The sequence below is a fragment of the Paenibacillus sp. NPDC057886 genome (genome assembly GCF_042796655.1).
GTDB lineage: Bacteria > Bacillota > Bacilli > Paenibacillales > Paenibacillaceae > Paenibacillus.
The window spans coordinates 162,894-183,632 of record NZ_JBHVMZ010000009.1 but is presented as its reverse complement, the minus strand read 5'-3'; the positions used below and the strand labels follow the sequence as shown (position 1 = coordinate 183,632).

The window sequence follows — 20,739 nt, the reverse complement described above, 5'->3', positions numbered from 1 at the left end:
GGGAACGATATGGCACGCACAGTGAAAAGATGGCTTGTTCTCCTGGCGGCAGTATCGCTGCTGCTGGTGAATGCCGTGCCTGCGGCGGCCTCCCCGGCGCCGTATGAGAGCTATAACTACAACTACTGGAAAGAGGCCGTTCCTTCACCGGATGCCTATCTGTCCAAGCAAACCATCTCGGGCAGCGACCTGGGCATTGGCGAATTCAAAGACCCCGGTGATGTAAATGTCTCTCCCTCCGGGCAGATTTATATTTTGGACAGTGGCAACAGCCGAATTGTTGTCCTGGACGCGGATTATAAGCTGCTGCGGGTGATCGAAGGATTTGTGATGGACGGCTTCAAGGAGAGTTTTAATACGCCAGGTGGATTATTCGTGGATGAAGAGGAGCGAGTATACATCGCTGATACGGGGAACAGCCGTGTAGTTGTCCTGGATGCGGAAGGTCAGCTGGTCCATACGATTACGAAGCCAGAGTCTGATATCCTCGCTACCAATTTTCAGTTCCAACCGTTGAAATTGACTGTGGATCGGGTAGGCCGAGTGTATGTGGTGGCTCAGGGGGTTTACGAAGGAATTATGCAGTTTGACGAGCACGGTCAATTCATTGGATACGTCGGTACGAACAAGGTGGAACGCGACTACGGCGAATACATTTGGCGGATGCTCTCAACCAAAGCCCAGCGGGCGCAAATGGTTTTGTTTGTACCAACCGAGTTTTCCAATGTGGATATCGACTCCAAAGGATTTGTGTATGCGACCAATATCGATCCGGGTTCCAGCGAACCGATTAAACGTCTCAATCCATCCGGTGAGGATGTGCTGAAAAGATTTGGTTACTTTGAAGTCAAAGGAGATATCAGATTCCGCAATAACCCGGGCCCGTCCAAACTGATTGATGTAAAGGTGCTGGGTAACGGTATGTACAGTGTGCTGGATGCGACGCAGAACCGGGTGTTTACTTACGATGATGAAGGTCATCTGCTCTACGTATATGGAGGTAAAGGAAATCAGGTGGGAACGCTCAAGACACCAGTCGCCATGGAACAATCCGGGGATCATCAACTGGTGCTGGATCGGGGAAAAAGCAATCTGGTTATCTATGAGCCAACACGGTTTGGAGCCAGCGTGAATGAGGCGGTTGCCCTTCATTATCAGGGTGAGGATACGGAGGCTGTTCATATCTGGAAAGAAGTGCTGAAGCTGAACGCCAACTATGATATCGCCTATATCGGTATTGGCAAGTCCTTGCTGATGGAGAAGAAAAACGAGGAAGCTCTCGGTTACTTCGAACTGGGTATGGATCGCAAAAGTTACTCTGTTGCGTTCAAAAGATATCGGCGAGAGATGATGAAGGAACATTTCGGCACCTTTCTGACACTTGCCATCGCACTGATTTTCATTCTGATCCTGGTCCGAGTGGCGGTTAAATGGAGACGGAGGAGGCAGATTGACCGTGAAGCAGGATTACATTAAGTTTCCGCTGCATCTCATTTTTCACCCCATTGATGCATTCTGGGATCTCAAGTCGGATCAGCGGGGCAGGTTGACCGTTGCTTTTGGAGCACTAGCGCTTACCATTATCATGATGATATTGCAAAAACAATACGCTGGGTTTCTCGTGAATTACATTGATCCTCGCACAATCAACAGCATAGGGGAGATCGCAACGGTTTCGGTGCCGTTTTTTCTTTGGTGCATGGCCAACTGGGCGGTAACCACCTTGATGGAAGGTGAAGGAAAGTTTAAGGAAATTTTTCTGGCAACAGGATACTCGCTTTTTCCGATTATTTTGATCTATGTCCCGATGATTATCATCAGCCGGTTTATGGTACAGGAAGAGACGGCTTTTTATTATCTGTTTAATAGCATCGCGTTCTTCTGGTTCCTGCTGCTGCTCTTCATTGGCACGATGACGGTACACCAGTACACCGTAATCAAAACGATATTGACGATGCTGCTGACAGTAATTGTCATGGGCATTATTGTGTTCCTCGGCGCATTGGTATTCAGTATGTTGCAGCAGTTATATGAATTCGGTTACAACATCTATCGCGAGTTGATTTTTCGGACCTAAAGGAGGCGGCATCCGTGAACAAAAGGCAACGAATATATACGGTGCTGGCCAGTGGTGCTGCTGTGATCCTGATCGCGGCTGGACTGCTGTATATCAATAACAGGGGAGTACCTGCCGTAGAAGCAGCGGCTTATCTTGAAGCAACAACAGAGGCTGTACCAACCGAGACGGAGTCACTGCAATTCCTCACCGATTCTTCACAGGGGGTGCCGGGTATGCAACTTGTCGCCGAAGAACAGGGAATGGCACTCTATTACAACGAGGAAACGACGGAAATTGCCGTTCGTGATAAAGCGAGTGGACAGATCTGGTACAGCAATCCGAACGAACGTAATCAGGATGGCCTGGCTTCCGGTTATGAAAAGGAAGTTCTGTCCTCCCAGCTGAACGTGTCATTCCGGGATTCGATTGGTACGCTGGAGAACTTTCCAAACTTTAGTTCCAGTATCAGTAACAAACAGTTCGCAGCCGTCAATGTGGATCAGGGCATTCGCGTTACATACACGCTTGGGGATACCTCGCTCGGCATTGATGCCCTGCCCAAACTGATCAGCAAACAGCGTCTGGAGGAGAAGGTTCTTTCGAAACTGGATGCCACAGTGGCAAGATATACATCTGCTCGTTATTATCCAACCAAGAACAATCCGGATGTGCTGGAACGGTTGGATGGACAGATATCAAAGCAGCTTGTGCTGAACAAGATGCTGGATGCCTTTGAGGCGGCGGGGTACACCGCAGCCGATCTTGCTTTTGACAATCAGGAAAATGGGGTCGAAGGCGGGGGCACATCAGATAAACCAAGCTTCGTCATTCCGGTGGAATACCGGCTGGATCAAGGTTCGCTGGTTGTAACCGTGCCGCTAAGTCAGGTGAAAGAGAGCGGACAATACCGCATTCGCAATATCGATCTGCTCGCTTACTTTGGTGCCGCGGATACAAAAGGTGAAGGTTATATGTTTGTACCTGACGGTTCAGGCAGTCTGATCCATCTGAATAACGGAAAGGTCAAGGAGGAGCAGTATGTACAGCGTGTGTACGGTGCAGATCCGAATGACAATTCATTCAGTCGCCCGCAGGTCAGTGAATCTGTCCATATGCCTGTCTTTGGTTTGAAGAACGGTGAACATGCCTGGTTTGCCGTGATTGAAAAAGGGGACGGCATGGCCAGTATCTCTGCGGATATTGGAGGCAGGCAAAATAGCTACAACCACGTCTACGGCACGTTCTCCCTGCGGGGTGAGGATGAGCTGGAGATGTATACCTCGCAAAAAATGCAGGAGATTCAGCTATTGAGCGAGGAACCGTTCCGTGGGGATATTCAGGTACGATACCATTTTCTTCATGGCGAGGATGCCAGTTATTCCGGCATGGCCCGCTTGTATCAGCAGCAATTGGTGGGGCAGAAAGTACTGAAACCGCTGGAAGACGAATCGGCACTACCTTTTTACGTGGATGTGTTAGGTACAGTGGACAAAAAATCTTCATTCCTGGGTGTACCTTATCGGACCACATTGGCAATGACGACATATGAACAAGCGGCTGAAATGGCTGCGAAGCTACAGCAGGAGGGTGTGAACCGCGTGCAGATGCGGTATCAGGGATGGTTTGGCGGAGGTTTCAGTCACCATACACCCACCCAGGTCAAACTGGACAGTGAAGTGGGCAGTCGGTCCGAGTTGCATGATCTGTCTGAACAACTGAAGCAGTCTGGCGGAGCGTTATTCCCTGATGTGGCGTTTCAGCGTATTTATCACGACGATTGGAACTTTGCTCCATCCTCCGATGCAGCGCGATTTGTAACCAAGGAGACAGCTGAATTGTATCCATACAGTCCTGCCCTCAACCGGATGGATCAGAGCAAAGACAGTTATTATCTGTTGTCGGCCGCCAAGCTGCCGTATGTGGTGAGCGAGTTTGCCGGGAAAATCAATAAATTGGAGCTCAGCGCATTATCGCTGCGTGATCTCGGGCAGGTATTGAGCTCAGATTATCGCGATAGTCGTGTCATTCACCGGGAGACCGCGAAGAACATCGTGAAGGAGCAACTGGGCAGGCTGCAGCAGGAGTATCCGAACATGATGTTATCATCCGCTAACGCCTATGCATGGGGATATACGCAGCATATTGTGGATGCTCCCTCAGGCTCCAGCCGATTTAACATTACCGATGAGGAAGTTCCTTTTTATGAAATGGTCATTCATGGATACATGGACTACGCTGCTTCCGCAATGAATACGTCAGGAGATCAGGATCTGCGCAAACAGCTGCTCCGCAGTCTGGAGTTGGGCTCAGCTCCGCAATTTCAATGGACGTATGAACCATCGTCCAAGCTGAAGCTGACCAGTTATGATTCGGCTTATGCCACTGACTTTGCATATTGGGTAGATGACGCAGCTGCATTATACAAGGAAGCGAATAAGGTATTAGGTAATTTGAGGAACCAGCCCATAACTGAGCATGAACGAGTTCAGGATGGTGTTGTACGAGTCACCTACAGTGGCGGTGCATCTATCTTGATCAATTACACGGATGATCCGGTAACAATTGATGGAATTACCGTTGGCGGGGCGGACTATGCAGTGGAAGGAGTGAACCGATGAGAACCCTTCGTTTATCGCTGAAATCCCGGAGAGCGCTGCTTGGACTTGCGTTTATTTCGCCATGGCTGATTGGTTTCATCTTCCTGTTCGCCACGCCGCTGCTGCAATCGATCCGGTTCAGTTTGAGCAATCTGTCGGTTGCCCCAGGAGGATATGTACTGGATTTTGTAGGATTGAAAAATTTCAAGGATGCCATCTTGGTCGATGCTTCATTTAACCGGATCTTGGTGGATTCGGTTGGAACGATGCTGCTGAATGTGCCGATGATTCTGTTCTTTAGTCTGTTTACGGCGACACTGCTTAACCAGAAATTCAAGGGCAGAACGATGGCGCGTGCGATCTTCTTCCTACCCGTCATTCTGGCCTCGAGCGCGGTGGCAGCGGCCGAGTCCGCAGGGTTGATCAATCTGATGGGGGACGCCAGTGCGGTTGAATCGTCTACCGAAGGGGGAGCTTCGTTCAACGTCATTTCAATTGTGCGAATGCTGAATGATGTGGGACTGCCAATGGCTTATGTGGATTATATCGTGGAAGCCATTATGCGCATTTACGATATTGTCAGCAGCTCTGGCGTACAGATTCTGATCTTCCTTGCGGCGCTTCAATCGGTACCCGGTTCCATGTACGAAGTGGCCAAGATTGAAGGGGCAACAGCCTATGAATCATTCTGGAAAATTACGTTTCCGATGGTGAGTCCATTGATCCTGACAAATGTAATCTATACCATCATTGATTCCTTCGCAGGCAGCCCGGTGACCGAGTCCATCTACCAAACGGCGTTCAAAACCCAGAACTTCGGCCTAAGCTCGGCCATGTCCTGGCTATACACCCTGGTCATCGGTCTGGTATTGGTTGTTGTCGGATGGGTACTATCACGGCGGGTTCATTATAACTGAAAGTTAACGAACGTTGAAGGAGGCATGAGACTATGGGTGTGTCGGGAACGGATCGCATGGTGGTGGTTCCGAAAGAGAACTACCGCATGCAGAGGGTACGAAACAAGACATCGGACCTCCTGTATTCCATATTCAGATATGCACTGGTTATCGGCATTTCATTTATTATTTTGTATCCGTTATTTCTTAAAATTTCGGTTGCGTTCAAGGATAAACAGGATATCTATAATCCGACTATCTATATGATTCCTCAGCATTTTACGCTGGATAATATCAAGCTTGCGGCGCAGGTGATGGATTATTTGCCTTTGCTGGCGAATACGCTGTTGTTCGTCACGATTACAACGCTGCTCACAGCCATATCCTGTGCATTAGCCGGGTACGGCTTCGCCCGCTTTTCTTTTCCCGGCAGCAATGTGCTGTTTGTATTGGTCATCCTCACCATTCTTGTTCCGACAAGCACCCTGATGGTGCCGATGTATCTGCATTTCCGCAATTTTGACATTCTGGGAATGGTTCATCTGTTCACGGGACGAGAGGGGATCAATCTGCTGAATACATACTGGCCGTCCATGATTACCGCGGCTACGGCAGGTGGGCTGAAGGCGGGGCTGTTTATTTATATTTTCCGCCAGTTCTTCAAGGGCATGCCCAAGGAAATTGAAGAAGCTGCGCTGATTGATGGAGCAGGCGGATTTCGGACATTTGCCCGAATCATGCTGCCGAATGCCATTTCACCGCTAATTACGGTCATTCTGTTCTCTTTTGTCTGGCAGTACAACGATACATTCTATTCCGCGCTATTCATGAGTGAAAGTCCACTCATCTCGCTGAAGGTGGCATCATTGCCTGCCCAAGCCAACCAGTTGATTCCCCAATTAATGGGTTTTGGTTCGAACTCGGGTATGAAGGCAGACCCCAATTATGTTGCCATGATCGTGGATACAGGCATTCTGCTGGCAATTGCACCGCTCATTATTTTGTATTTGTTTGTACAGCGCTATTTCGTGGAGAGCGTTGAACGCTCCGGGGTTGTGGGTTAAGCGGAAGGTTCTCACATTTGGTGGGAGAATGATGAAATGTTTATTGCAAGGCGTCCGATAATCCATCAAAGTGGGGTGGATTATTCGGATATTTCTCAAGTTGTTTAACTGCCATAAACAAGCAAGGTTCAGTTGTTTCTATTTCAGCTACGTGGAAAAGATTTAGAAAACATGAAGGCCCGAGCCCTCTGAGAAGAACTTGGGCCGTATGTTACTTTTCTTTTATTTGGCAATAACTGTTATACCTGATAGGTTTAAATCACTGTAAGTAGTCCAAATAGGCTCATACACTTTATAAGTTCCAGGAGGAATAGGGCTTTGATTACTAGTTAAAGTTACAACGCCAGTATGAGTACCGGCCAAGTCGAATGTCCATCCTTGCAGAGAATTGTCATAGGCATAGTTAGTCAAAATGGGGCCTCCACTGTCACCTCCCATGGAAATGTATCCTGTGGCAAGTACTTCATTATGTTTGTAACCGTACCCAGCTCCTCCCCAATAAATATCAACGTTTGAATAAGCAATTTTTCCTGAAGTGGTAGTACCGCTATTCGCTCCCCTTAAATACACTGTATCGCCAGGGGTATCACTAACATATACGCCGGTAACCATAGCCATATTTGAAGTGGATGGGTATGGAACTCTTGGACGTCCTGAATAATCAGAGTTTAATGTTATATATCCAGCATCCGAGGAAGCATTTGAACCGTCCCCTGAAGATGTTGTTCGAAATGTGAAATTTCCAATAGTAGAATAGCTCCAAGTGGGTTGGTACCAAGCATTGACTGTGCCTGTTGGTTGGCAATGACCAGATGTAACTAGCACCTCTCGGTTATTTTGGTTTACTCCGAAGTACCCAGCGGTACATATGGTGTGTTGATAATTATCTCCACTTACCTTTTCATAATTTCCTCCTATTTTAGATCCCATGGGGAACTGGGGACCGTAATTAGTATTATCGGTTTCAACCTTAAGTGAAGAAGCGGGTAGAGTTGTGAATTCAAGCATATCTGACTGTGTAACAAGATTAGCGACTGATTCTTCGCTTAGGTTGGCTTCTTCATCCATCGCGATGATTAGTTTATTGTTTTGTACATCGGGAATAAGTGCGCGAACGGTACCAGGCTTAACATTTTCTCTAATTGTTTTCTTTGCATTCTCAATATCTTCCCAAGAAAATTTTGTGACTTGAAATTCAATTTTATCGCTATTTTGAACCGAGTTTAGAACCTTTGCTTTTAATTGTTCTATATCTTGGGTAATCTGCACTACCACTGTTCCCTTATCTTCAGAGTAATAATGTCCCGAGAATTTTGTGGGTTCGTTTTCTATTAATTTTTTAATTATAGGAATATCATACTTAATTCTGTTTTTCTCCACATAATTTTTAAAAATGGATGTAGTTTGGAGTTTTTCCTGAGAATCAAACATTTGCAAGGGATATGGAGTTTCATTTAAATTGTTTTTCTGTGTGATTTCTGCAATATCCCAGATAGATCCTGTTAAAGTTTTCCATTGATACTCCTTATTTTCTTCTGCACTTGAAATTCCACCCATATTGAGGCTTAGTAGCATAGACGAAACTAGAGTAACCAAACCTATTAATTTTCTGATTTTCATTTTACCAGTCCTTTCTCTTTTGTATTAAAGTTTTTCAACAAAGTCACAGACGAAGAGTGTAGTAAGTTAAAAATCCCCCTTTCACTTCGTCTTTTATGGAATATTATACAATTAAATGAAATATTTGTGTTTGTTTTCTGTGATTTTTTTGAATTAAATCCCTTTTTATGATTTTTTTATTTAAAAAAAATCTCTGATTATGAAACAAATTATGAAATATCTACGTCTGTTCTAAAAGGAGGTGAGTTAGTTTGAAAATGTTTATAGCATTGTTTGTTTGCCTAAGTTTGTTTGGCTGCCAATCACTAAAAGAGGATAAAGCTATGATGAATGGATGGGAGGGATCACCCAAATTGGAGAAGCAAGAAGACTCTCTTTTCTCGGTCAATATCTCTGCTCCAAAAAAAGTAAAGGCAAATGAAATGTTTACTGTCATAGGTAATTTTGATGTGAAGTCCAAGCAAAAACTGCAAATAGCTAGCAGGGAGAAGGTGTTAACATTTATTGTAAAAAATAGCAGTGGACGACAGATTAATTCTTCGTTTGTCACTGATGCAGGCAAAATTCGTGAAATTTCAGGAAAGACTACCATTCCCGAGGAATTCAATTATAAGATTAAGGAGCCAGGCAACTATGAAATATCTGCTGTTGCCGAATTTACTATAACTAAGGGCGGCAAGGCCAGCAACTACACTATTAAAACAAATACTCAAAGAATTGAAGTTATTGAAGATGAGCAATAGAAAGAGTAAACAGCACCTTTAGCTAAAGATTTAAGGTGCTTGTTTACTTCTGTAATAGATAGTTTGTAAGTTAGGAAGATATTGGCGTTCGAAGAAGACTTTTTAAAAAAGTGCGAGCAGTTTGGCATTGAGAGTGTAAAAATCCGGTCAATACATATCCACACTTTATGACATGAGTACAGGTGATGGTTAAAATCGTGGTAAAGTACCGGATCAAGTAATGTTTCGGTGTTATTGGTTAAGCAGAAGGGAAGTAAGGGTTAGTGAACATTCAATGGAGGTATTCGATATGACGGATAGCAAGATCAGCAGTGTTCTGGTGAATGAAGAAGCAACTTCCGAGGCCAGAGAACTGATGAAGTACTTGGCAGAGCGTTATGGAAAAGGGGTACTGTCGGGTCAGCAGGATATCGGCAATCTGAACTGGATTAATGAGAATACGGGCCGTAAGCCCGCGGTGATCGGATTCGATCTCATGGAATATTCTCCATCAAGGACAGAGCGCGGTGCGATCTCCCAGGAGATTCGTGATGCGATAGCTTGGCATCGGCAAGGCGGAATTGTGACATTGTGTTGGCATTGGAATGCACCTACGCATCTGATAGATGAACCAGGCAAGGAATGGTGGCGCGGTTTCTATACCGATGCCACCACTTACGACCTTGCTTCTGCGTTGGCACATCCCGAGTCGGTGGAGTATACCTTATTGATTCGGGACATTGATGCAATTGCAGTACATCTGCAAGAACTAAAGGATGCTGGGGTGCCTTTGTTATTCAGGCCGCTTCATGAAGCGGAAGGAGGCTGGTTCTGGTGGGGAGGCAAAGGACCTGAACCTGCCAAGCAGTTGTATCGTCTGCTGTATGATCAATTGGTCAACAAGTATGATCTGGGCAATCTGATCTGGGTGTGGAACTCCGAAAAGCCGGAGTGGTATCCGGGTGACGATGTAGTGGACATTGTGAGTGTAGATGTGTACCCAGCAGCAGGGGATCACAGCCCACTAGCTAAACGTTACGAGAATCTGCTTGAACTGGTGAAAGGCAGCAAAATCATTGCCTTAGCTGAGAACGGCTCCATTCCTGATCCGAAGCAAATGAAAGAGCAAGGTGTACATTGGAGCTGGTTCTGTACCTGGACGGGAGAATTCCTAAAGGGTGGCAATCATAATCCAGTAGAGTTTTTAAAAGAAGTGTATAACAGTGACTATGTCGTAACCCTGGATCAATTACCGAAGTGGAGCTGGAAATAGGGCTGTCATCTGAACTATTACTAAACTATAAAAGCGTCAGCAAAGCATAAGGAATTATGCGAGTGCTGACGCTTTTGTATTGATCATTTTCTTTTGTAAAATGGGTGAGTTCCGATTAAATGAGCTACCCAGCAGCGTTGGATAGCATGGCACTGATTTTCGGGAATAAAGCCTCATTGGAAGTAAACAGGACGTAGGATGGCTCTAATATCTGAGATGGGAATTTCTATTTTGGATGAGTTTTTCTGCTACAGTTATTTCCATCAATGTAGACATGATGTACACTATGACTATTAAATGTAAGAGACAGAGAGGCGTAATGGGAATGAAAGAAGTTGTGGTTGTATCTAAGTATGACCCGAATTGGGTAGAGGACTATAACGTAGAACGTGAAAAAATCAAGAGGGTTCTAACAAGTATCTGTGTGGATCTGGAACACATTGGCAGTACATCTGTGCCAGGTCTGGGAGCGAAACCATTAATCGATATGATGGTGGGTGTACGTGCTTTGGACGATGTACAACCAGTACATATTGAAGCATTGGCAGAACTGGGATATGAATATGTGCCCAAGCCGGAGTTTAAGGAGCGCTTGTTTTTTCGTAAAGGACAATGGAGAGCAGGTACTCATCATCTTCATGTATATAGGTATAAGAGCAAGGAATGGAATGATAATTTGCTGTTTCGCAATGCTCTCAGGAGAGACCCTGAAGTTATGCTAGCGTATTATGCATTGAAAAAGAAACTGGAACAACAGTTCAGACATGACCGTGCTGGATACACTGCTGCCAAGGCTCCGTTTATTCAATCCATCATTCAGAAGGCCAGATTGCAGGAGGAATAAACTCTGTATTCGTGAAAGAGAGTGTCTTATATCGTTGAAAAAGAGGCGAGTTTCGAATGACAGACCTGAACGCGTATCATTATTTTGAGAAAAGTATTGGACCATTCCGTAATCTCTCCAGTCTGTCCGAACAGGATGCAGAAGCCGTTGCGCAGAGTATCCGGCAGAAAGGCCGGAATTTTGCCAGTCAGCGTTCAGCAGATTACATGATGATTCGCCGAGCGCTTGAGCAGAAAGCGTACGAGCAGTTTATCGCCAAAGGCGGGGAATCGACCAACCGTTATCCTCACTATATGACTCTGGGTGCATGCGCGTGGTTGGAATCATGGTATACCGAACCGGATTGGGTCACGATCTCGTGGGAGGATCTGCCTGCTGATTCCGTAAGTTTTACTTACGGCGATTTGTTTCCAACGATGCGTTATATGGATGATAAACCTTACCGTAAGCAGGTCTACACGAAAGATGAAATTCTGGACGTTATTCAATCCTATGGATGGCCACAGGAATGGAATCGACAGGGTAATCTCGGCCCGGAGCGTTATATCGAAGTACAGGTATGGAACGAGGTAATTATCAGACCATATCGTTGAGACGCAAGGGTTTAGGGCGCATTTATGCCGATTTTAATAGGTGCAAAAAAGTGCAATTGCAGGAAATACGGGTGTTCGTTATAGTGAGTGAAAGCTTTGACCAGTCCCGAAGATCATTCTTCAAAGGTCTGTATAAGCCCCTTTTTTTAGGTGTTAATCCGATTAATACGATAGGTTTAAGATACTAAGGAGGATGGGAAATCTCATGCAAAAAGTGGGGAAACGAAACACCCGTAGTTTGGCCTGGATCATATCGTTTGTGTTGGTCATGTCCGTTGTACTCAGTGCGTGCGGAAGTAAAGAAGAAGGACAGGCAAACGGAAGCAGTGGCAATGCGGATGATCCATTGGAAGTCAGTATCATGACGATTACGCCAAGTGCGGTTCCAGCGGCTGATGACAATGTAATCAAGCGTGCGATCGAAGAGGCGACGAATTCCAAAATGAACATCCAGTGGGTTTCCAACAATATTTATGGTGACAAGCTGAATTTGACACTCGCTTCCGGGGATATCCCAGATTTGATCATGATTAATGACCCGTTCGGAAGCACGTTTACCAAGATGGTCAAGCAGGGGGCTTTCTGGGATGTCACGCCTTATATCAAGGATTATCCTAATCTGAGCAACGGCATTCCCGACATTGCCTGGGAAACGACGAAGGCAGCGGATGGCAACAATTACGGTATTCCCCGGCCCCGCCCGGTAACCGGCGATTCGTTTTTCATCATCCGCAAGGATTGGCTCGACAAATTGAATTTGCAGGTGCCGGAAACCACGGATGAGCTGTTCGAAGTGATGAAGGCTTTTGTGGAGCAGGACCCGGATGGAAATGGAGCCAAAGATTCGACCGCACTTGCCGCTTATATCAGTCCGGATGATCTGGGCTGGGGAGGCAATCTCGGCCCTGTACTGGGTGCCATTGAAAGTTCATTTATTGGAACCAACAGCAGCTGGAAATGGGATGAATCACAAGGGAAGCTGGTTTATAGGGAATTGCTGCCTGAGGTTAGAGAATCCCTTCAATATCTGACTAAAGCCTACAGCAGCGGCATGATGCCGGAAGATCTGCTTTCGCTCAAGCTGACGCAGGCAAGGGAACTGTTCAAACGTAATCAAGCGGGCATTATTGTGGACAAGACAGGAACGATGCGCAAAATCTATGCTGATGACTTGAAGAAGGTTGATCCTTCTTTCAAATATACGGACTTTTACCCTCTGACCAAACTGAACGGATACAACCCGAAAGGGGCTGGATACAACGGTATTTTGGCAATTCCTGCGAGTGTGCCGGAAGAGAAAATGAAACGTATTCTGAAACTGGTGGACACCTGGATGAACCCCGAAGTATTTGAAATTCAGCAGTTCGGGATCGAAGGCACACATTATGAAGTGGTCGATGGCAAAAAGGTAGCGAATACCGAGAAATTGACGGCCGATAACGCCTCGGATTTCAATCATATCGTCAATGTCATTGACCTGCCTTGGGATACGACAGGCGAAACGGATGAAGAAACACAGGCGAATGAACTGTTCAAGAAAGTGGAGGCCGAGCGGGACAAAACCAGTGTAGCCGATCTGTCTGCTGGCCTTCAATCGGAGACCGGGCAGAAGGTTCTGCCTGAACTCAACAAGAAGATTCAGGATCTGAAAGCGAAGATTATATTGGGCCGAGAGCCTATTGAGGCTTGGGATACCTTTGTGGAGACTCTGCATAATGACCCGAATATTCAAGCGATGAGTGATGAGATGACAGAGGCTTACAAGAAAAGAAACGGACAGTGAATCTGAGGGAAGGAGCTGCAAACCATGAGCATCCATGAGCAACGAATGAACACGATTAAGGGGAAGCAGACTTCAGCCAGAAGCAAATGGTTAAACTTGATATCCGCGCTGCGGCGTGACCAGTCGTTATACTTGCTGGCATTGCCAGGTATCCTGTTCTTTCTCGTTTTCAAATATATCCCGATGTGGGGCATCATGATTGCTTTTCAGGATTATTCCCCTTTTCGTGGCATTCAGGGCAGTGAGTGGGTCGGGCTGCAGCACTTTACTGAACTCTTTGCCAATCCGGATTTTGCTTTGCTGTTCCGAAACACACTGGCGATTAGTCTGTTAAATCTGATTCTGTTCTTTCCTTTTCCGATTCTGATCTCGCTGGGACTCAATGAACTGCAAAGTGTGGCGTACAAGAGACTGCTTCAAACGATTATCTACATGCCACACTTTCTGTCCTGGGTAATTATTGCCGGGCTGACATTGCTCCTGTTCGCCAAAGGAACGGGACTGATTAACGAACTATTCACCTTATGGGGCTGGCCGCGGGTGGATATACTGACGAACCCGGACAGCTTCTGGATCATGGTCACCTTGCAAGCGATGTGGAAGGAAGCAGGATGGGGCACGATTGTGTTTCTGGCTGCCATGGCGAGTGTGGACACCCAACTATATGAGGCGGCACGAATGGATGGGGCAGGGCGGCTGCGTCAGATCTGGCACATTACACTGCCTGCCATCCGTAGTGTCATCATCGTGCTCCTGATTTTAAGACTGGGAGACATCATGGAGGTTGGATTCGAGCAAATTTTCCTTATGTACAACGGTGCTGTATCCGAAGTGGCTGAAGTATTCGACACCTATGTATACCGCACAGGGATCGAGCAGGGAGATTTCAGCTATAGTACGGCGGTTGGATTGTTCAAATCCGTGATCGGACTGGTACTGGTTGTGGTTGCAAACCGTCTGGTAAAACGTATGGGTCAGGAAGGTGTTTACTAGTTTCGGTACCCGTATTCGGGCCAGTCATTGATTCAGGGGAAGGAGGTTTCGAATGCATCATTTGAAATGGAGTGAGAGAGTGGGACAGTCCCTGAACGCTGTTGTTCTTGGATTGTTGGCCGTGGTCATGTTCTTCCCGCTGTATTATGTTTTTGTCGTTTCGTTCACGGATCCAGGAGAGTATTTGCAAAAGAAAATCGTACTCTTTCCGAAACGCTGGTCTGTCGAAGCGTATACGTATTTGTTATCCACGCCTGCCTTTGCGCGCTCGCTGGGAAACAGTGCATTTCTGGCAACCGTGGGCACGGTATGCAGCCTGGCCGTATCGTCCTCTCTGGCATATGCACTGTCCCAGAAGCGGTTTCAATTCAGAAAAATACTGATGTTCCTGATTGTACTGACGATCTTGTTCAGTCCGGGCATTATACCGAATTATTTGCTGGTACGGGAGTTGGGGCTGATCAATAACATCTGGGCGCTGATTCTGCCTGCGCTCGCCAATGGGTGGACGGTATTGTTGATGAAAAATTTCTTCGACAGCCTGCCCGCAGAGATCAGCGAAGCGGCGGCCATTGACGGCTGTAGTGCCATCCGAACCTGGTACACGATTGTATTGCCACTGTCCATGCCGGCATTAGCTGCATTCGGTTTGTTTTTCGCCGTAGGGTACTGGAATCAATTCTTCGCAGCGTTGTTGTACCTGAACGATTCGGCAAAATGGCCTATTCAAGTACTGCTGCAAAATATGCTGCTGAATGCTTCGAACATAGATCTGGTTGCACCTGGACAGCAGGTGCAGACACCGCCGACAGAGATGCTGAAGATGGCAGCGATCATTGTAGCCATTTTGCCTGTGCTGGTTGTGTATCCGTTTATTCAAAAACACTTTGCCAAAGGAGCCTTGATCGGCTCAGTTAAAGGATAAATTTGTATTCAGGATTCAGGCTGCAATTCGGCTGATATTCGGCTTATATTCCCGGGAAGGAGGCACAGACAGATGTTATTCAAGCGCACAGCAGACAACTTGCCCAGAGGGCGCTATTTCAGACGCAGTCTGATGATGATTCTGTTTATCGCCTGCATTCCGGGTGTGATCACAGGTTTGTTGTTGTATGGTTGGGTCACCGTCAAAATGGAGAACATTTTGCAGCAAGCCCATCTGCGACAATTCGAGCAGCGGACCGCATGGGTTAGCGAACAATTGGATGCGCTTGAATTGACCTTTTCCCAGTGGGCCTTCGATCCGGTATTTGATAACCGCCTGAAAGAGCTTGATTTTGTATACAAATATAAGCAGGTACATGAACTGTATCGTTTGCTGCTCATGATTCAGAATTCCAATACACTTATCGGCAAAGTTCAGCTGTATCTGAATGAACCCCGAGCCGTGAAGATGGATTCGGAACGATATGATTTTATGAGTGACCCCAGTGAGATCACAAAGATTGAACGGTTGACCGAACAGCTGCAGGCGACGTATTGGTCCCGCTCCCTGGAGGGCAGTTCCATGATGATGGTGAATCGACTTCCGGGTGGAAGTGAGGATGCGCTTGGTGCGTTGACCGTCACCCTGGATAACGAACAGCTTGGAAACATGCTGCAGACCTTGTCCCCGTATAACGGCGGAACAACCTTTTTGCTGGACGAGCAGGGGAAGCCCATGCTGCCACAGGACAAAGAGTTGGGTGGATTACAGCAAGCTGTTCGGGAACATGTGTTAAATTTTGAAACCAATCCGTCTTCCTTCCTGATGGAGTATGACGACTTAACCTATTCCGTTCAATCAGGGACCTTCCGCAGAATGGGGACGGATTGGACTTATATCTCCGCGGCTCCCCTCAATGAAATTGTCGCTCCAATCGTGTCGGTACCCCGTATCGTGCTGCTTGTGAATGGAGCGGGATTGTTGCTGGCGCTAATTCTGTCCTGGGTCGGTTCACTCCAACTCTATAAGCCTTTCACAAAATTGTTGCGGATCTTTACCGTGACCGAGGCACCGATAGAGGCTAAAGAGCCGGGAGTATCTTTTTTATCCCAATCCAAAGGTTTCTCATCGGCTTCGGTCCGCTCGAGCTCGAATGGACCTGTGCAGCTGGATGAAATCAAGCATATCGAGCAGCGCTGGATCGGCATAAATCGGGAACGGGAATCGTTACAGCAGCGCTTGGAGGAACATCTACCGCTTGCCCGGGAAAGCCTGTTAATCCAGCTGACCCTTGGTCAGCTCTTATTGCCATCAGACCGTGAATGGCGGGAACGACTGGCCCAGCTAGGATGGGATCTAAGGGATGAACAGTTCGTTGTCATGCTGGCCCATATTCGTCCTGAAGTCGTTCTTCTTCAGGGGAGCGAACATCATGGGCGTGAATCCCAAGAGTGGATTAGTTTTGCCGTAACGGACATATTGGGCAGACAGTTACAGGAGCTATCTTATCGGGCTGAGACACTCAATTATCATGATCTGTCGATTGCATTGCTGCTTGCTGTTCCTCCAGAGTTCCAGCCGGATACGACTGAATTTAGAAATGAACTGATCCGTATGGGTCAACAGTGGATGGACAGCGTACAGTTGGAATTGAATATTCGATTGACGGTGGTCCTTAGCAAACTCACATCGGATGCCTCGCACATTCCACAGCTGATTAGAGAATCACGATCCGTATTGAGGAAAAGGCAGTTCTCTTCCAACCTGTCTATCATGGATATGAATGAGGGGGCGGAGCAGGATGTGAAGCAAAAAGGAGCTTATCCGCTTGAATTGGAGCAGGACATCATTTCGGCATTGCGCAGTGGTGATGAGGAATTAGCTCTGGAGCATTTCAGGCGATTTATGGACACATACGCAGGATCTGAATCCTCAGAGGAGCACATTCGTCAGGCGTTATTCCAATTGCTGGCGCGGATACAGCACACCCTGCTGCAATTGGGTGAAGATCCGGTTGAACTGTTCGGCTTGGCAGTGTATGAGGAAGTGGTGCATTTGCATGATCTGGATGAACTGATCCAATGGTTCAGGGAACGAATCGTGCACGTATGTGTGGAGGAATTCACGGGCAAGGAAGAGAAGCAGATACAGATGGCCGTTCATCATATGAAAGAGCATGCCGAGCGGCAATATGCAGAAGCATTATCGCTGGATGAGCTGGCAGACCTTCACGGGATTCATGCCTACACGTTAAGTCGGGCCTTCAAGCAGACATTTGGTCAGAATTTTGTGGATTATTTAACAGAAATCAGATTGAAGCGGGCTAAAGAGCTGCTCGAATCGACAGACGTTAAGATCAATGAAATTGCGGAGCAGGTCGGTTATCAGGCGAGTTATTTTAATCGTTTGTTCAAGAAAAGCGAGGGAACGACGCCGAGTCGGTACCGGGAAGACGTCCGCAAGCAAACCGGGCATTCGTGCGGTAACCGTTCCGTATAATTTTCTGCCGAAAGGAGTGTGGGATCAAACGTGTCACAGCACAAGCCAAACATTATTTTTCTTATGACGGATCAGCAGCGATGGGACTGTATTGGGACGTTTAATGAACATATTCATACACCGAATCTGGATAAGCTTGCAGCCGAGGGCATCACTTTCCAGGATGCGGTCTGCCAATCCCCGATGTGTGCGCCGAGCCGAAGCTCCATGATGATGGGATACTATCCCTCACAGCTAGGGGTTCGAACGAATTATGGTGGTTTGTTTGGGGAAGACAAGTTGCCTTCCGAGCCGCTACCGGAGTTGATGCATCGCGCGGGGTATCAGACGGCCGGGTTTGGGAAAACGCATTGGAACCATAGCGAGGGTGTAGACGAGCCATCCACACGCGGGTTTGAAGTGAGATCGATCGGTCTCTCCCGCCAGAGCGGTCATTATGAGCGGGGGGCAACGATGATGGGGGACTCCCATCCCGAAGCGCTGGAGGCGTATCATCAGGAGACGAAGGATTTTGGCGGCGGGGAGGAAAATGTCAACGGTTATACCGGGTTCACAAGCCGAATTCCGATGAACCAGCATCGGGATGGATGGGTAGCCGAACAGGCACTGCAATTTCTGGATGACGGAGTAGACCCGGAGAGGCCGCTGTTTTTTTATTTGTCCTTTCTCAAGCCGCATGCCGGGTTCAACGTCCCCCAAGAATTTGAAGACCTTTACCGACTGGAGGATATCCCGGACATTCCTCAGCCACCTTGGGCAGACGAACTGCATACCCATCTGGCAGCCTCGGATGATCTGAATGTGAACAGTCGTCAGTCGTATCTGGACAAGAAAGCCGTATGGGAGCAACGTAGTTCGGAGGAGCGCAGACGGACCACACTGAGGTACTGGGCGAATTGCTCCTGGCTGGATCACTATTTTGGGTTGGCACTGGATAAGCTGGAGCAGCTCGGAAGGCTGGAGAATGCGCTGATTGTATTTGTATCGGATCATGGAGAGATGTTGGGGGAACGGCAATACCGCTTCACCAAATATAATCTGTATGACAGCAGCGTAAGAGTGCCCCTGATTTTGTCCGGTACATACATCCCGGAACAGAAGCGAGGAACGAGGGATCAGAAACCCGCCGAATTGGTCGATCTTGTCCCCACATTAACGCAAGCAGCAGGATTAGAGGCCAACCCGATGCTACCGGGCGTGAACTTACTGGGGGAACTCCGGCATCGCGGAACGTTCTGTGAATTTCATGGTAAAGGGGTAACAGCGCCCCATTCGGCCCCGGCTTATATGTGGCGTACAACGGGGTGGAAGCTCATTCTGTACATCGAAGGTTCTGTTGCCGAATCGGCCTCAAGGGTACATCAAACAAAAGGTGAATTATATCATCTGACCGTTGACCCTCATGAATGGACGAATCTATATGATGAAGAGCAGCATGCTACAATCCGGGAGCAGTTAAAGACAGAACTGCTGATGCATCTGGCCGTCAGTTGGGCCAAGGGACCCTTCTTCTATGATCGTGGTGGTACCAAGCCGTTGGAAACGTAAAAGGAGATTCTGTATGAGACGAGTGATTTCCAAGAATTGCGTCTGTACACAACGACGATACCGTCGGATGTCCGCATCTACACACTGCCGCATAATCCGCCATACCGTAACGGACTGGCTGTCAAAGGATATATGCAGTCTTTGCTAACCGATTATTATCTGGGTGAAGGAATGACAACACCACCGTATCCGAATATTCATCCTGCCGTGTACAATAGGGAGAACGAGTCTTAAACCTAACCATAGAAGGGGATGCTTGAGATGCATGATCAGCTGCCAAAGAAACCTTCTTCCTGCTGCTGCGCTGCAAGCCGGGGCGGCAAGCTGGAAGAAAAGAGTCTGCCAGAGGAAACGGCTGCATCGGTAGAGGCTGTTGAGGACAAGCCATCCAGCCATATCAATTATGCAGCTGATTTAGCAATAGAATTAACCGACAAATCAGAGGAAAAAGAAAGCATTCGTATTGAAGGCGGACGATTCCTGATGGGTACAAATGACCCCGAAGCTTTTGAAGCAGACGGGGAAGGCCCCGTCAGGGAAGTTCAGGTGAACTCCTTTTATCTGGATGCCTGTACGGTAACCAATGCGGAGTTTGCACAGTTTGTACGTGAGACGGGGTATCGGACTGAGGCGGAGCGGTTTGGCTGGTCTTTTGTTTTTCATCTGTTCGTTTCTCCGCAAACGGCGACTCAAGTTCGAACCGTGGTACAACAGACGCCCTGGTGGTGGGTTGTCGAAGGTGCGGACTGGGCTCATCCCGAAGGACCCGATTCTAATGTGAATGATCGCTCTGATCATCCGGTTCTTCATATCTCATGGAATGATGCCAATGCCTATTGCCGCTGGGCGGGTAAACGTCTGCCCACAGAAGCCGAATGGGAATATGCAGCCCGGGGTGGCCTGATTCAGAAAAAATATCCCTGGGGCGATACGTTAAGGCCGGATGGACAGCACTATTGCAACATCTGGCAGGGTGTATTTCCGACGAAAAATAATGCAGCCGACGGTTATGCAGGCACCGCTCCATCTCAATCGTTTTCTCCCAATGCATACGGACTTTATAATATGTCAGGCAATGTATGGGAGTGGTGCGCAGACAACTACGTTACAGATCACGAGAAGGTTGCGGCTGCTGACATGGAATTATCTCCTCATGAAGATCGCAAGGTGTTAAAAGGCGGTTCCTATCTATGCCATCGTTCCTACTGCAATCGCTATAGAGTGGCGGCGAGAATCCCCAACACGCCTGATACATCTACTGGGCATATTGGTTTCAGATGCGCAGTGGATGTATAGTCTGTTGGTTTGCTTGTTCGTACAATA

The 20,739-nt window shown here is 47.4% G+C and carries 16 protein-coding genes and 1 pseudogene; 16 read left to right on the top strand and 1 reads right to left on the bottom strand.

The window, feature by feature from the left end; translation table 11 throughout:
• Nucleotides 1-9: 9 nt before the first annotated feature.
• Genes ACFVQB_RS27140 through ACFVQB_RS27120 form a run of 5 tightly spaced genes read left to right on the top strand, consistent with a single transcriptional unit; the run spans nt 10 to nt 6,616 of the window.
• Nucleotides 10-1,476: an SMP-30/gluconolactonase/LRE family protein gene (locus tag ACFVQB_RS27140; protein WP_379447005.1), complete on the top strand. Its 1,467-nt coding sequence runs from the start codon at nt 10-12 to the stop codon at nt 1,474-1,476.
• Nucleotides 1,457-2,077, top strand: a complete 621-nt coding sequence (locus ACFVQB_RS27135; RefSeq protein ID WP_379447004.1) for a YIP1 family protein — start codon at nt 1,457-1,459, stop codon at nt 2,075-2,077. The genes ACFVQB_RS27140 and ACFVQB_RS27135 overlap by 20 nt, the downstream gene beginning before the upstream one ends.
• A gap of 14 nt (nt 2,078-2,091) precedes the next feature.
• Nucleotides 2,092-4,677 (top strand): DUF5696 domain-containing protein, encoded by a 2,586-nt coding sequence (locus ACFVQB_RS27130; RefSeq protein ID WP_379447003.1) that lies wholly within the window; start codon nt 2,092-2,094, stop codon nt 4,675-4,677.
• Nucleotides 4,674-5,573: a carbohydrate ABC transporter permease gene (locus tag ACFVQB_RS27125; protein ID WP_379447002.1), complete on the top strand. Its 900-nt coding sequence runs from the start codon at nt 4,674-4,676 to the stop codon at nt 5,571-5,573. The genes ACFVQB_RS27130 and ACFVQB_RS27125 overlap by 4 nt, the downstream gene beginning before the upstream one ends.
• A 32-nt stretch (nt 5,574-5,605) precedes the next feature.
• Complete coding sequence (locus ACFVQB_RS27120; protein WP_379447001.1) at nt 5,606-6,616, top strand: carbohydrate ABC transporter permease; 1,011 nt, start codon at nt 5,606-5,608, stop codon at nt 6,614-6,616.
• Nucleotides 6,617-6,838: 222 nt separating this feature from the next.
• Here ACFVQB_RS27120 and ACFVQB_RS27115 read toward each other — a convergent pair whose 3' ends face one another.
• Complete coding sequence (locus ACFVQB_RS27115; protein ID WP_379447000.1) at nt 6,839-8,236, bottom strand: chymotrypsin family serine protease; 1,398 nt, start codon at nt 8,234-8,236, stop codon at nt 6,839-6,841.
• 251 nt (nt 8,237-8,487) lie between these two features.
• Between ACFVQB_RS27115 and ACFVQB_RS27110 the strand changes: the two genes are divergently transcribed.
• From ACFVQB_RS27110 to ACFVQB_RS27060, 11 genes and pseudogenes are all read left to right on the top strand, one after another.
• On the top strand, nt 8,488-8,979 hold the full coding sequence (locus ACFVQB_RS27110) for a hypothetical protein (RefSeq protein ID WP_379446999.1): 492 nt from the start codon (nt 8,488-8,490) through the stop codon (nt 8,977-8,979).
• Nucleotides 8,980-9,268: 289 nt separating this feature from the next.
• Nucleotides 9,269-10,231: a glycosyl hydrolase gene (locus ACFVQB_RS27105; protein WP_379446998.1), complete on the top strand. Its 963-nt coding sequence runs from the start codon at nt 9,269-9,271 to the stop codon at nt 10,229-10,231.
• 325 nt (nt 10,232-10,556) lie between these two features.
• Entirely contained in the window at nt 10,557-11,075 is a 519-nt protein-coding gene (locus ACFVQB_RS27100) for a GrpB family protein (protein WP_379446997.1), read from the top strand.
• A 56-nt stretch (nt 11,076-11,131) separates the two neighbouring features.
• Nucleotides 11,132-11,668, top strand: coding sequence for a hypothetical protein (locus tag ACFVQB_RS27095; protein WP_379446996.1), 537 nt, complete (start codon nt 11,132-11,134; stop codon nt 11,666-11,668).
• Nucleotides 11,669-11,873: 205 nt separating this feature from the next.
• Nucleotides 11,874-13,451 (top strand): extracellular solute-binding protein, encoded by a 1,578-nt coding sequence (locus ACFVQB_RS27090; RefSeq protein ID WP_379446995.1) that lies wholly within the window; start codon nt 11,874-11,876, stop codon nt 13,449-13,451.
• A 45-nt stretch (nt 13,452-13,496) separates the two neighbouring features.
• On the top strand, nt 13,497-14,444 hold the full coding sequence (locus ACFVQB_RS27085) for an ABC transporter permease (protein ID WP_379447139.1): 948 nt from the start codon (nt 13,497-13,499) through the stop codon (nt 14,442-14,444).
• A 52-nt stretch (nt 14,445-14,496) separates the two neighbouring features.
• On the top strand, nt 14,497-15,369 hold the full coding sequence (locus ACFVQB_RS27080) for a carbohydrate ABC transporter permease (protein WP_379446994.1): 873 nt from the start codon (nt 14,497-14,499) through the stop codon (nt 15,367-15,369).
• Nucleotides 15,370-15,441: 72 nt separating this feature from the next.
• The gene (locus ACFVQB_RS27075; protein ID WP_379446993.1) at nt 15,442-17,868 is read left to right on the top strand and encodes a helix-turn-helix domain-containing protein; all 2,427 of its coding nucleotides are present in this window, start codon (nt 15,442-15,444) and stop codon (nt 17,866-17,868) included.
• A 30-nt stretch (nt 17,869-17,898) separates the two neighbouring features.
• The gene (locus tag ACFVQB_RS27070; RefSeq protein WP_379446992.1) at nt 17,899-19,416 is read left to right on the top strand and encodes a sulfatase family protein; all 1,518 of its coding nucleotides are present in this window, start codon (nt 17,899-17,901) and stop codon (nt 19,414-19,416) included.
• A gap of 6 nt (nt 19,417-19,422) precedes the next feature.
• Nucleotides 19,423-19,650 carry a rhamnogalacturonan lyase family protein gene (locus ACFVQB_RS27065; RefSeq protein WP_379447138.1) on the top strand — a complete coding sequence of 76 codons (228 nt, stop codon included), beginning with the start codon at nt 19,423-19,425 and terminating at the stop codon, nt 19,648-19,650.
• A gap of 234 nt (nt 19,651-19,884) precedes the next feature.
• Nucleotides 19,885-20,712, top strand: a pseudogene (locus ACFVQB_RS27060) (formylglycine-generating enzyme family protein); the annotation flags it as partial.
• Between the last annotated feature and the right edge of the window lie 27 nt (nt 20,713-20,739).

Coding starts and splice junctions, on each gene's coding strand:
- ACFVQB_RS27140 (WP_379447005.1), top strand. CDS start 10: ATGGCACGCACAGTGAAAAGATGGCTTGTTCTCCTGGCGGCAGTATCG.
- ACFVQB_RS27125 (WP_379447002.1), top strand. CDS start 4,674: ATGAGAACCCTTCGTTTATCGCTGAAATCCCGGAGAGCGCTGCTTGGA.
- ACFVQB_RS27120 (WP_379447001.1), top strand. CDS start 5,606: ATGGGTGTGTCGGGAACGGATCGCATGGTGGTGGTTCCGAAAGAGAAC.
- ACFVQB_RS27115 (WP_379447000.1), bottom strand. CDS start 8,236: ATGAAAATCAGAAAATTAATAGGTTTGGTTACTCTAGTTTCGTCTATG.
- ACFVQB_RS27105 (WP_379446998.1), top strand. CDS start 9,269: ATGACGGATAGCAAGATCAGCAGTGTTCTGGTGAATGAAGAAGCAACT.
- ACFVQB_RS27100 (WP_379446997.1), top strand. CDS start 10,557: ATGAAAGAAGTTGTGGTTGTATCTAAGTATGACCCGAATTGGGTAGAG.
- ACFVQB_RS27095 (WP_379446996.1), top strand. CDS start 11,132: ATGACAGACCTGAACGCGTATCATTATTTTGAGAAAAGTATTGGACCA.
- ACFVQB_RS27090 (WP_379446995.1), top strand. CDS start 11,874: ATGCAAAAAGTGGGGAAACGAAACACCCGTAGTTTGGCCTGGATCATA.
- ACFVQB_RS27085 (WP_379447139.1), top strand. CDS start 13,497: ATGAACACGATTAAGGGGAAGCAGACTTCAGCCAGAAGCAAATGGTTA.
- ACFVQB_RS27080 (WP_379446994.1), top strand. CDS start 14,497: ATGCATCATTTGAAATGGAGTGAGAGAGTGGGACAGTCCCTGAACGCT.
- ACFVQB_RS27075 (WP_379446993.1), top strand. CDS start 15,442: ATGTTATTCAAGCGCACAGCAGACAACTTGCCCAGAGGGCGCTATTTC.